Below are 13062 nucleotides of genomic sequence, written 5' to 3' on the forward strand. Positions count from 1 at the left end.
TACTGAGGCAATGTCATGTCAGAACAAAAAAATGGTCACACTCGCAGGGATTTTCTGCTGAGAACCATCACCCTGGCGCCGGCAATGGCGGTGGGCAGTACGGCGATGGGCGCACTGGTGGCACCGATGGTCGCTGGGGCAGCAGAACAAAACGCATCACCACAACAGGCGCGTAGCTACCAGCCAACCTGGTTCACCGCCGAAGAGTTTGCCTTTATCACTGCGGCCGTGGCGCGCCTGATCCCCAACGACGAACGCGGTCCTGGCGCACTTGAGGCCGGTGTGCCGGAGTTTATCGATCGTCAAATGAACACGCCGTATGCCACCGGTAACAACTGGTACATGCAAGGCCCGTTCAATCCCGATCTGCCAAAAGAGTTGGGTTATCAGCTGCCGCTGGTGCCGCAGCAGATCTACCGTCTCGGCCTCGCCGATGCCGATGGCTGGAGCAAAAAACAGCATGGCAAAGTGTTCGCTGAATTGACGGGCGAACAGCAGGACGCGCTGCTCACCGCATTTGAAAGCGGTACCGCTGAGTTCCCGCAGCTGCCGGCTAAAACCTTCTTCTCCTTCCTGCTGCAAAACACCCGCGAGGGTTATTTCAGCGATCCCATCCACGGCGGCAACCAGGGCATGGTGGGCTGGAAGCTGATTGGCTTCCCAGGCGCACGCGCTGACTTTATGGATTGGGTGGAGCGCGGTGAACGTTATCCGTTCCCGTCAGTGGATATTCGCGGGGAGAGGACGTAAGCGTGGCAAATGAATTGAAAAAAGTGGATGCGGTGGTGGTTGGTTTCGGTTGGGCGGGCGCCATCATGGCGAAAGAGCTCACCGAAGCTGGCCTGAATGTAGTAGCGCTGGAGCGCGGTCCGCATCGCGATACTTATCCAGATGGATCCTATCCGCAGTCGATTGACGAACTGACCTATAACATCCGCAAAAAGCTGTTCCAGGATCTGTCGAAAAGCACCGTGACCATCCGTCACGATGCTTCGCAAACTGCCGTACCTTATCGCCAGCTGGCGGCATTTCTGCCCGGCACCGGCACCGGCGGTGCAGGTTTGCACTGGTCAGGCGTGCATTTCCGCGTTGACCCGGTCGAGCTGAATCTGCGCAGCCATTACGAGCAGCGTTACGGTAAAAACTTCATCCCGGAAGGCATGACGATTCAGGATTTCGGCGTCAACTATGACGAGCTGGAACCCTTCTTCGATCAGGCCGAGAAAGTGTTCGGCACCTCGGGCAGCGCCTGGTCAATCAAAGGCAAGCTGCTGGGCAAAGAGAAGGGCGGCAACCCGTACGCGCCAGATCGTTCCAGCGACTTCCCGCTGCCGGCGCAGAAGCGTACCTACTCGGCACAGCTGTTCGCGCAAGCGGCGGAATCAGTGGGTTATCACCCTTATGATATGCCGTCGGCCAACACCTCAGGCCCGTACACCAACACCTACGGCGCACAGATGGGCCCGTGCAACTTCTGCGGTTTCTGCAGCGGTTACGCCTGCTACATGTATTCCAAAGCCTCGCCGAACGTCAACATCCTGCCCGCGCTGCGTCAGGAACCGAAGTTCGAGCTGCGCAATAACTCTTACGTGCTGCGCGTTAATCTGACCGACGATAAAAAGCGCGCCACCGGCGTGACCTATCTCGATGGTCAGGGCCGCGAAGTGGTGCAGCCAGCGGATCTGGTGATCTTGTCGGCGTTCCAGTTCCACAACGTGCACCTGATGCTCCTCTCCGGCATCGGCAAGCCGTATAACCCGATTTCCAACGAAGGTGTGGTGGGGCGTAACTTCGCCTACCAGAACATCTCGACGCTGAAAGCGCTGTTCGACAAAAACACCACCACCAACCCGTTTATCGGTGCCGGTGGCGCAGGTGTGGCGGTGGATGATTTCAACGCCGACAACTTCGATCACGGTCCGCACGGCTTCGTTGGCGGTTCGCCATTCTGGGTGAATCAGGCCGGTACCAAGCCGATCTCCGGTTTGCCGACGCCGAAGGGCACGCCAAACTGGGGCAGCCAGTGGAAATCGGCGGTAGCCGATACCTACAACCATCACATCTCGATGGATGCGCACGGCGCGCACCAGTCTTATCGCGCCAACTATCTCGATCTCGATCCGAACTACAAAGATGCCTACGGCCAGCCGCTGCTGCGTATGACCTTTGACTGGCAGGATAACGACATCAAGATGGCGCAGTTCATGATCGGTAAGATGCGCAAAATCACCGAAGCGATGAACCCGAAAATGATCATCGGCGGCGCGAAAGGGCCGGGCACGCATTTCGATACCACCGTGTATCAAACCACGCACATGAGCGGCGGGGCGATCATGGGTGAAGATCCGAAAACCAGTGCGGTGAACCGTTACCTGCAGAGCTGGGATGTGCCGAACGTGTTTGTGCCAGGTGCGTCGGCGTTCCCGCAGGGACTCGGCTACAACCCAACGGGCATGGTCGCCGCGTTGACCTATTGGTCAGCCAAAGCGATTCGTGAACAGTATCTGAAAAACCCCGGCCCGCTGGTACAGGCATAAGGAACACGGCGATGATCAAAAGCATTTTAGCCCTGTTTCTGGGCACCATGACGTTCGCCGCAGTGGCGGACGAAGCAGGTTCGGACGCGTTGGTGAAGCGCGGTGAGTATCTGGCGCGCGCCGGCGACTGCGTAGCGTGTCACAGCGCGCAAGGCGGCCAGCCGTTTGCCGGTGGACTGCCGATGGCGACGCCGATCGGCACCATTTATTCCACTAACATCACGCCGGATAAAGCTACCGGGATTGGTGACTACAGCTACGACGATTTCCAGAAAGCGGTGCGTCACGGCGTAGCGAAAAACGGCGACACGCTCTATCCAGCGATGCCGTATCCGTCTTACGCGGTGGTCAGCGATGACGACATGAAGGCGCTCTACGCCTACTTCATGCACGGCGTGCAGCCGGTGGCGCAGGCCAACAAAGAGAGCGACATTCCATGGCCGCTGTCGATGCGTTGGCCGTTGTCCATCTGGCGCGGCATCTTCGCGCCGGACGTGAAAGCGTTCCAGCCGGCGGCACAGGAAGATCCGCAACTGGCACGTGGTCGCTACCTGGTGGAAGGTCTCGGTCACTGTGGCGCTTGCCATACGCCGCGTAGCATCACCATGCAGGAAAAAGCGCTCAACAACGGCGAAGGCAATAACTATCTCGCTGGCAGCAGCGCGCCGATTGATGGCTGGACCGCCAGCAACCTGCGTGGCGATAACCGCGATGGCTTAGGCCGCTGGAGCGAAGAGGATCTCAAGCAGTTCCTGCGCTTTGGCCGCAACGATCACACCGCGGTGTTTGGTGGCATGACCGATGTGGTGCAGCACAGCCTGCAATATCTGAGCGATGACGATATCAGCGCGATTGCTAAGTATCTGAAATCCCTCGGCGCGAAAGATCCGAATCAGGCGGTGTTTAAGCAGGATGATGCGGTGTCTCAGGCGTTGTGGAAAGGTGACGACAGCCAGCCAGGCGCATCGACGTATGTTGATAGCTGCGCGGCGTGCCACAAAACCGACGGCAGCGGCTACCAGCGCTTCTATCCCGCGCTGCGCGGCAATCCGGTGGTGATGGCAGATGATCCGACCTCGCTGATTCACATCGTATTGGTCGGCGGCACCTTGCCGGGCGTGAAAGGCGCACCCACGGCGATCACCATGCCGGCATTCGGCTGGCGCTTGAACGATCAGCAGGTGGCGGATGTGGTGAACTTTATCCGTGGCAGCTGGGGCAATGGCGTGAAGTCGAGCGTGTCGGCGAAAGATGTGGCCGAGCTGCGCAAAGACGAAACCGTGCAGCCGAAGCAGGGTAATGCGGATATTAAGGTGTTGGAAGGGCAGTAGTTTTTGCTCGCTGTCCCCCATCCCGTGCTCGCTGTCCCTCGTTCTGTGCTCGCTGTCCCCCTCCTCGGTCCTCCCCCATGAATGGGGGAGGAAGATGCTGCAAAATGCTAGTACTGATGCTGCATGTGGCAGCGTCTCCTTCCCCCGCTAGCGGGGGAAGGCCGGGATGGGGGGCAGCCAGCACGATCTGGGGACAGCCAGCACGATCTGAGACAGCCAGCACGATTAACCCTCAAATATTCTCCAAATCCATCCCACGGGTTTTCGGCCCGTAAATTCCCACCGACAGCATCACAATCAGCATGCTTAGCACAATAAAGGCGATCACGCCCTGACTGCCGGCGTACTGCAAAATAAAGCCAATCAAAATACTGCTGAACACCGTCGACAGGCGGCTAAACGAGTAGCAAAAACCCACCGCGCGGGCGCGAATGTGCGTCGGGAAAATCTCGGTCTGATAAGCGTGATAGCTGAAGGTTAGCCATGCATTGCTGTAAGTGATCAGGAAGCCGCAGATGATCATCAGCACCGGATTAGTCATAAACGCAAACAGCGTGCCGAACACCACCGTCATCAGTGATGAAAACACGATCTGCCATTTATTCTCGAGCTTGTCGGCGTAGCGGCTGCAAATCAGCGAGCCGAGCGGGTAGGCCAGCGTAATGAAAAACGCATACAGCAGGCTGTGCGTGACGGTTGCGCCTTTGCCCGACAGCAGCGCCGGCAGCCAGTTGCCGAAGCCAAAAAAGCCAATCGCCTGGAAGAAGTTCATCACCACCAGCATCAGCGTGCGCTGGCGATAAGCCGGTGCCCAAATCTCGCTGAAACGCCCTTGCTTAGGTTGCTCAGGTGCGAACTGCCCCCCATCCCGTCCTTCCCCCACAAGTGGGGGAAGGGGAGAAGCGATACCACAGCGTTTTTCCATCGCACTCAGCACCTGATGCGCTTCCTGATGTCGTCCTTGTTGCGCCAGCCAGCGCGCCGATTCGGGCAGGTTTTTACGAATCAGCCAGATCACCAGCGAGCAGACCGCACCGGCAATCACCACCCAGCGCCAGCCTTCGAGGCTGAGAATGGTTTGCGGCACCAGCCACCACGACATCAGCGCCACCGTCGGTACCGACAGGAACTGGATAAAGAACGAGAAGGCGAACGCGCGGCTGCGCAGATGTGCTGGCACCCATTCGGAAAGATAGGTATCGATGGTCACCAGCTCAACGCCGAGGCCAATGCCGACCAGAAAGCGGAACAGGATAATCATCTCTGCGCTCTGCTGGAACGCCATCAGCAGCGAAAACACGCCGTACCACGCCAGCGCGCACATAAAGGTCAGGCGGCGACCAAAACGGTCGGCGTAGGGCGCAAGCAAACTCGCGCCAACAAACAGGCCGAGGAATGTAGCGGAGGCAAATGCGGCCTGATCGGCGATGCCGAACACGCCCGCAGAACCGGTATGAAACACGCCCGCCGCCACCAAGCCGGAGCTGATGTAGCCGGTTTCGAACAGATCGTAGAGCTCAAAGAAGCCGCCCAGCGCCAGCAGCGTGATAAAGCGCCACAGACCGGCGGACGAGGGCAGCGCATCAATGCGCCCGGCTAAGGTGCGGCGATCCGCGCTCATGTGATCGTTCGCCATCCCTGTCGACGTGATTGTTGTCATTGTTGTGTAAACCTCGGTGTTTGCAGAACCCGCTGACGGCTGAGATGGGTTTTAAAAATAATTAACCGTTAGCAAGCGAAGGAATAGCAGGATAATAAATTCATTGAGAGTTGCCGAGAGGCAGGACGGTGACATTTTGGCAACATACGTTGCAGTTCACAGAAAAGTGGTCGCCATCCGTGGCGCAGGCTTAGTGCAGGCTTGGGTAGACGCCCGGACCGATCGGTAACCCGAGCGCGTACCACGCCAGCAGCAGCACAATCCATGTGGTGAAGAACACCAGCGGATAGGGGAAGATCAGCACGTAATAGGTGCCAAGTTGCGCATCTTTTTGATAGCGCTGCAGGAAGCCGAGGAACAGTGGCAGGAACGGCGACATCGGTGCCAGCGGCAACACCGCAGAATCGGCGATGCGGAAGATCATCTGCGCAAAGGCCGGATGGAAGCCAAGCAGCATAAACATCGGCACAAACACCGGCGCCAGAATCGACCAGATCGCCGATCCGCTGGCGATAAACATGCACAGAAATGCCGACAGGAACATCAAGCCCATAAACGCCGGTGCGCCGCTGATGCCCGCGCTCTCCAGCACATCGGTCAGGCCGATGGCCATGAACTTGCCCATGTTGCTCCAGTTGAAGAAGGCCACGAACTGCGACAGCGGAAATACCATCACAATAAAGCCCGCCATGCTCTTCATCGGATCCACCAGCAGCTGCGGGATATCATCCGCGCGGCGAATCTGCTTGGTTACCGCGCCATAGGCAATCGCCACCACAAAGAAGAACAGGATGATGATCGGCACAATGCCCTGAATAAACGGCGACGGAATAATGCCGCCGGTTTTTGGATTGCGCAGCGGCGCGTGTTCCGGCACCACCAGCAGCGCCATCAGCGCGATAAACACCAGCGCGGCGATACCGGCAGCTTTCAGGCCGCGATTCTCTAGCGCGGTGAGCGGCGGCAGACGATCGCTATTGCCGCCGTTCCACGCGGGCAGGCGCGGCTCGACAAACTTATCGGTCAGCAGCGCACCGGCGATGGTCAGCACAATCACCGAGCTGGCCATAAAGTACCAGTTGTCGATCACGCTAACGTGTACGGTATCGCTCACCGCCTTGGCGGCTTCGCTACTGATGCCGGACAGCAGCACATCGGTGGTGACAATCAGCAGGTTGGCGGTAAAACCGGACGCCACGCCCGCGATCGCCGCCATCAATCCCGCCACCGGATGACGTCCCACCGCGAGGAAGATCAGCGCGCCGAGCGGCGGCATCACCACCAGTGCAGCATCGGAGGAAATGTGGCTGAAGAAGGCGATAAACAGCACCATGTAGCTGGCGTAGCGACGGCTCACGCGCGAAGCCATCTTCACCATCAGCGACTGCAGCAGGCCGACTTTTTCTGCCAGGCCGGCACCAATCACCAGCGCCAGAATCGATCCCAACGGCGTGAAGCCGCTGAAGTTTTTGATGATGTTGGGCAGGATCCACTGAATCCCGGCAACGCTCAGCAGGTTGTTGACCCGCACCAGCTCGCCGTTGGCCGGGTTTTTCACCGCCACGTCGAGGCTGCTGAGCACGGCGGTGGCCACCATCAGCACCACAATCAAATAGACGAACAGTAAAAACGGGTTCGGCACTTTGTTGCCAACGCGTTCAATCCAGCTAAACAGCTTTCCGGGGCTGCGGTTCTCCGTGGTGGCTTCCATAGATCAATCCTCGTTAGTCGTTTTATTGTGTTTGCATGCCCGCTGGGGGCTTTATTTTTTTATGTTTGGTCTTACAAATTTGCACATACCGTAGCGGCGCAATTCATTGCGCATTATCTGGATGGGCACGGAGCCGCCATTGATATGCGCGATGAATCGCGCCGCTACGGATGGTGCGGGTTGATGCTTTACGACGTTAATTTCGACGGGGTGACATCCGCGGGAATCGGGCAGACGTAAGGCTGCTCGCGGCGTACGCGCTCGAACTCGTCGCGGCAGCGCGCCAGCGCCTCGTCATCCTGCAGCAAGGTCAGCGCGGTGGCGGCCATCACTTTGGCGGCCAGACACATGCCTTTGTGCGCAATGGACGTGCGGCCTTGCGCCACCAGCTGCCAGGTGTGCAGCGGCGTACCGAAGGCGAAGCAGGGCGCAAAACACTGCGCGGTGGGCGTCACCCAACTCACATCGCCGACGTCGGTTGAGCCGTAAAGGATCTCGCGCGTCACCGCATAGGGCGCCACTTCATCCATCAAAATCTTGTCGCCCAGCGCCTCTGTCCAGGCAACGCCCGCTTCACCGCCGGTGCGCGCCGCATTAAGACGCGCGTTGCGCAGATCGTCTTTGCTCAGCGTGGACCGCATCTCGGCGGCAAACGCCTGTTCCGCTGCACTGTAGTCAGGCAAACCAAACTGATGCAAATAGCGCTCCATCTCGCCTTCCAGCGCGCGATTCGGCACGTAATTGGAGCAGGCTTTATCGAAGCGCACCGTCATCTGCGTGTCGGTCATCAGCGCCGCGCCTTTGGCGATGTTGATGACGCGCTGATAGATATCCTGCGCCTGATCGAGCTGCGGTGCGCGAATCAGGTACAGCACTTCGGCATCGGCTTGCACCACATTGGGGGAGACGCCGCCGGCATTGGTCACCGCGTAGTGCAGACGTGCTTCCTGCACGATGTGCTCGCGCAGAAAGTTGGCGCCGGTGTTCATCAGCGTCACCGCATCCAGCGCGCTGCGCCCTAAATGCGGTGAGTTGGCCGCATGCGCCGCCACGCCTTTGAAGCGGAAGGCGGCCTGAATATTGGCCAGCGTGCTGAGGTTGAACATGCCGCTGAAACCTTCGGGATGCCAGGTGACCGCCGCGTCGACATCGTCGAACAAGCCTTCGCGCACCATAAAGGTTTTGCCGGAGCCGCCTTCTTCGCCGGGACAGCCGTAGAAGCGTAGCGTGCCGCGCTGACCGTGCTCGGCCCACCAGGCTTTGATGGCGATAGCGGCGGCCAAACCGGCGGTGCCGAGCAGATTGTGTCCGCAGCCGTGGCCGTTGCCGTTTTCCACCAGCGGCTGCGGCGTGGCGCACCCCGATCGCTGGCTTAAACCGGCCAGCGCATCGAACTCGCCGAGAATGGCGATCACCGGTTTACCGCTGCCAATGCTGGCAATAAATGCGGTGTCGATATTCCCGACACCGCGCTCCACGCGAAAACCTTCCTGCTCCAGCGCATCGGCCAGCAGTGCGGAAGACTTTGTCTCTTCAAAGCGGGTTTCCGGTACGTCCCAGATGGCATCGCTGAGGGCGGTGAAACGTGGCTGATGTTGGTTGATGTAGCGATCGATAAATTCGCTGTGGCTCATCGCTGGCCTCCAAACTGTGCTTGATTGAGGGCCAGCGTTGCCAGCGTATGCACCGCGGTCGCCATGATCGCTTCGTCGAAATCAAACTTCGCGTTGTGATGGCCCGCTGCCAGATCGCAGCCGAAAATCACGTAGGAGGATTGGCCGCCGCGCTGCTGCACGCGCTCCAGCATGTAAGTGGCATCTTCCGAGCCCGCCGCCTGCTGTTTGGTATCGACCACTGAGGTGAAAATGCCCAGCGTTTCGGCCTGCTGGTGGATGAACGCCACCCACGGCGGGCTCGGCGTACAGCTGCGCGCGCCGCCCATCAGCTTGACCTCATATTCCACGCCGTACATCGCCGCCGCGCCGGCAATCACGCGCAGCGCCTGCTGATAGATATCGTCGTTAACCTGGTTGCTGACGCCGCGCGTTTCCACCTTCATCAGCGCGCAGTCGGGCACCACGTTGCGTCCGGTGCCGGCCTGCAATACGCCGACGTTGACGCGCGCCACGCCGCCACTGTGCTGCGGCAGATTGTGCAGCGCCAGCGTGGCCTGCGCCGCCGCCAGCAGGGCGTTGCGGCCCTCTTCCGGTTTGCCGCCCGCATGCGCGCCGACGCCGGTGAAATTGACGTCGAGTTTGGTGGTGGCGAGGAAGCTGTCGCTGCCACAGACGATTTCGCCGGCGGGCACGCCGGTGCCGAGATGAATGGCGGTGAACAGATCGACATCATCCACCACGCCGGCCGCCACCATCGCCTTCGCACCGCGCACGCCTTCTTCCGCTGGCTGGAAAATGATTTTGATGGTGCCGCTCAGCTGCGCTTTCATCTCCATCAACACGCCCGCCAGCGCCAGGCCGATGGTGGTGTGGCCGTCGTGGCCGCAGGCGTGCATCATGCCGGGATTGCAGGAGGCAAAGCCTTCGCGCGTTGGCAGATGATCGGCGGCGCGGCTTTCGTTCTGATCGAGCGCATCCATATCCACGCGGAAACCCATCACCGGGCCGGGACGACCAGTTTCCAGCGTGGCGACCACGCCACAAAATCCGCCAGAGAAGTGCTTAAGCCACTGCGGCAGCGCGCCTTGCTCCAGCGCGCGCGCTTCCTGCTGCGCCAGCACCTCATCAGAGGGCAATCCCATGCGCGAGTCGGCATCGATCACCTCGCGGCCCAGCTTGAGTTGATAACCAAGACGATGCAGCTCTTCTGCCACCAGCGTGGCGGTGCGGAACTCCAGCCAGCCTGATTCGGCAAAGTGGTGCAGATCGCGACGCCAGGATTGCATCTGCGGGATGCGCGCATCGACGAGCTCAGAAAGGGTTTTCATCGGCATTTCCTTTGTGTTGGTTTTTTATGCATTCATTCGAATCTACACATTGGTTTTGCCGCGCATAAGATGCGAATATCTTGCTACTGATAAACAACGGTTATCACCAAACTATGTCTGCGAATCTCAAACTTCATCAGCTGCGCGCCTTTGTTGACGTGGCACGTCAGGGCAGTATCCGCGCCGCCAGCCGCTTGTCCGGGCTTTCACAGCCTGCGCTGACCAAAGCGATTCAGGAACTGGAGCTGGCGCTGGGCGCGCGCCTGTTCGAGCGGCGACAGCAGGGCGTTACGCTGACCGATATCGGTGATAACTTTTTCAAGCATGCCAGCCTGGTGCTGGAAGAGTTGCGGGTGGCGCAGGAGGATATTCAGCAGCGGCTGGGATTGGCCGGCGGGCGCGTCAACATCGGCGTGGGCGGCAGTATTGCGCGCACGGTTATGCCGCAGGTGATCAATCAGTTTCATCGCGAGTATCCGCTGGTAAAGGTGCGAATTGTTGAAGGCCAGCTGGTTTCGATGGTGCATGAACTGCGCCAGGGCGAGCTGGATTTCACCATCAATACCTACGATAAAAATCATCTCGATCAGGAGTTAATTTTTGAACGGCTGATGGAGCGCGACTATCAGGTGGTGATGCGCAAAGGGCATCCGATGGCGCACGCGCGCACGCTGGCCGAGCTGCAGCACTGCGACTGGACCATGCCGACGCCGCAAGGGAGCTATTATCGGCTGCTGCACGATTTGTTTGGCGAGCGCGGCATGGCGCCGAAAATTGTCGTCACCTGCGAGACTTTTATGGCCTGCACCAGCCTGGTGGCGCAGAGCGATTTCGTCAGCATTATTTCGCGCGATGTGATTGAAGATCCTACACATGGCGGCCAGCTGATTTCCCTCGATCTCGACGAACCCTTACCGAAAGCCACTTTCTATCTTATCCAGCGCAAAGACACCGCGCTGACACCGATGAGTGCCTATATGGCGCAGCTGTTCCGGCGCTACTGTCAGCAAAGGTAAGAGTGCGGCCTGGCTCGCAACTGTATAAATAATGCGCACTACACTTGCAGTGGACGTTCCTTTTATGGAGTACAGACCATGCAAGTTACCCCGTATGTGTTTTACAGCGGTTGCTGCGAAGAGGCGATTGCCTTCTACCTTGACGCCACCGACGGCGAGCTGCTGTTCAAGATGACCTATGGCGATATGCCAGATGAAACGCCGGTGGAGGATGAAGGTTGCATCTCGGGCGTGAGCTTTTCGCCGGAGCAGATCATGCATGCCCATCTGCGCATCGGACAGGGCGAATTGATGATGAGTGACGGCGCACCGCAGGCGGCTTATAGCGGTTTTGCCGTGAGTTTATCCACGCCGGATGAGGCGCAAGGCAAGCGCTGGTTTGATGCGTTGTCAGCGGGCGGTGAGGTAACGAAAAGCTGGGCACCGACGTTCTGGGCCAATGGCTTTGGCATGTTGACCGATAAGTTCGGCGTGCCGTGGATGGTGAATGCGTATAAGCCGCAGATTTGAGTAGAGGGTGCGCGCTGGCCCTCACCCCAGCCCTCTCCCGCAAGCGGGAGAGGGTGTTGGTAGGGGCACAATCTGTACCCTCTCCCACTTGTGGGAGAGGGTTAGGGTGAGGGAAACCAACAGCTTAGAAGTTGTAACCCACTACCAGGTAATAGCCAAAACCAGTCGATTTCACTTCAAACGGACCGTTACCAAAGTTCAGCTCCTGGCCGTCAGCCCACTGGCCGCCGTTGTGGAAGTAACGCGCCACGGTAGAAACATGCCAGTGATCGTAGTTCAGCGACAGAATGTGGCTGGACGCAATCGAGTTGCTGGTACGTGAACGATCGGACTTATCACGCAGATCTGAACCCCAGTCGAAGTTGGTGAAGCCGATGTAGCTCAGCTTGCCGCCCCACAGGTCGGTAATCGGTACAAAGTATTTCACCTTGAAGCGATAACCATCCCAGCTGTTCTCGTTCGCCGCACCGTAGTTTTCCCACTGGTATTTCGCGTAAACGTTCAGCGACAGGCCGATATCGCTGTGCGTATCGATGTCGGTGCCAAGACCCATGTACCAGGTGTTCTGACGGTTATCGCTGTTGCGACCCATGTCATAGATGTAGTTGTTGGCGAAATACCACTCTTTAAACGGACCAAAAGAGAGATCGGTGCCAGTCAGCTTATCGATGGAGAAACGTGGCTCAATTTCCATGAACATCGGCGAACCGTGGTCGAACACGCCGTTAGCGTTGCTGTTGCCCACGCCGAAGAAGTTGGTCAGATCGAGGTAGCCGTAGAAATCGAACCAATCCTTTTTGGCAAAGGCTTCGTATTCCAGGTACACGTCATTGTTGAACTGTGGTCCGAAACGGGTGTGGTAGCTGCCCACCACGTTCACGCTCTGATGCCACCAGTCAGAAACGTACTGCGGATCGCTGTCTGCCGCTTGTGCCGCACCAGTCCAGCTGCTGGCCAATAAGGCCCCTGCTATCAACGCTTTATATTTCATTATTGTTAACCACATGCTTTTGATCGCCGGGCCGTCGCCGCGATCGGGTGAAATTGATCCCAGGGGATGGGCAGTGAGTTGTTGTATCCGGTCTGCATCGCCAGATTTTCAAGCTTGCGTAATGTGCCTGTAACAGAGGCATAGAAAATAGATTTTGGTCACGTTTGTCAAAAAGTGTTGCAGTTTGATTCACTGGAAATGTGATCACTATCACATTAAAGCCATGTAGCGAACGGAACCCCGCAACCGTTTACGTGTCGCGTACAGCAGGAAACGTGTTTGATGTAGGGAAGGGATGTAGCGGCGCGATTTATCGCGCGCCCTTATGATGATGCACAGTGTCGCTGCGATAATGCGCAATA

At 58.4% G+C, this 13062-nt stretch carries 10 protein-coding genes; 5 read left to right on the forward strand and 5 right to left on the reverse strand.

The genetic code is table 11. The annotated features are described in order from the left end of the window. Positions 1 to 15: 15 nt before the first annotated feature. From HX773_RS01175 to HX773_RS01185, 3 genes are read left to right on the forward strand one after another with little or no spacing between them, the layout of a single operon-like run. On the forward strand, positions 16 to 750 hold the full coding sequence (locus HX773_RS01175) for a gluconate 2-dehydrogenase subunit 3 family protein (RefSeq protein WP_176970102.1): 735 nt from the start codon (positions 16 to 18) through the stop codon (positions 748 to 750). A 2-nt stretch (positions 751 to 752) separates the two neighbouring features. Further along, on the forward strand, positions 753 to 2537 hold the full coding sequence (locus tag HX773_RS01180) for a GMC family oxidoreductase (protein ID WP_176970103.1): 1785 nt from the start codon (positions 753 to 755) through the stop codon (positions 2535 to 2537). 11 nt (positions 2538 to 2548) lie between these two features. Then, positions 2549 to 3868: a cytochrome c gene (locus HX773_RS01185; RefSeq protein ID WP_176970104.1), complete on the forward strand. Its 1320-nt coding sequence runs from the start codon at positions 2549 to 2551 to the stop codon at positions 3866 to 3868. Positions 3869 to 4100: 232 nt separating this feature from the next. Here HX773_RS01185 and HX773_RS01190 read toward each other — a convergent pair whose 3' ends face one another. From HX773_RS01190 to HX773_RS01205, 4 genes are all read right to left on the reverse strand, one after another. Continuing rightward, the gene (locus HX773_RS01190; protein WP_176970105.1) at positions 4101 to 5528 is read right to left on the reverse strand and encodes an MFS transporter; all 1428 of its coding nucleotides are present in this window, start codon (positions 5526 to 5528) and stop codon (positions 4101 to 4103) included. A gap of 190 nt (positions 5529 to 5718) precedes the next feature. Further along, entirely contained in the window at positions 5719 to 7239 is a 1521-nt protein-coding gene (abgT, locus tag HX773_RS01195) for a p-aminobenzoyl-glutamate transporter (RefSeq protein ID WP_101762360.1), read from the reverse strand. 188 nt (positions 7240 to 7427) lie between these two features. Beyond that, a complete protein-coding gene (locus HX773_RS01200; RefSeq protein ID WP_176970106.1) occupies positions 7428 to 8873 on the reverse strand; it encodes a M20 family metallopeptidase in 1446 nt (481 codons plus the stop codon). Then, positions 8870 to 10183, reverse strand: coding sequence for an amidohydrolase (locus HX773_RS01205; protein WP_176970107.1), 1314 nt, complete (start codon positions 10181 to 10183; stop codon positions 8870 to 8872). Before HX773_RS01205 ends, HX773_RS01200 begins: the two co-directional genes overlap by 4 nt. A 113-nt stretch (positions 10184 to 10296) precedes the next feature. Here HX773_RS01205 and HX773_RS01210 point away from each other — a divergent pair, with 113 nt between their 5' ends. After that, positions 10297 to 11199 (forward strand): LysR family transcriptional regulator, encoded by a 903-nt coding sequence (locus HX773_RS01210; protein ID WP_176970108.1) that lies wholly within the window; start codon positions 10297 to 10299, stop codon positions 11197 to 11199. A gap of 78 nt (positions 11200 to 11277) precedes the next feature. Continuing rightward, positions 11278 to 11709, forward strand: a complete 432-nt coding sequence (gene yjdN, locus HX773_RS01215; RefSeq protein ID WP_176970109.1) for a VOC family metalloprotein YjdN — start codon at positions 11278 to 11280, stop codon at positions 11707 to 11709. 124 nt (positions 11710 to 11833) lie between these two features. Here yjdN and HX773_RS01220 read toward each other — a convergent pair whose 3' ends face one another. Then, on the reverse strand, positions 11834 to 12700 hold the full coding sequence (locus HX773_RS01220) for a nucleoside-specific channel-forming protein Tsx (RefSeq protein WP_176970110.1): 867 nt from the start codon (positions 12698 to 12700) through the stop codon (positions 11834 to 11836). Positions 12701 to 13062 lie beyond the last annotated feature (362 nt).

Origin of the sequence: Pantoea sp. B9002, from assembly GCF_013385945.1 — a bacterium.
GTDB lineage: Bacteria > Pseudomonadota > Gammaproteobacteria > Enterobacterales > Enterobacteriaceae > Pantoea.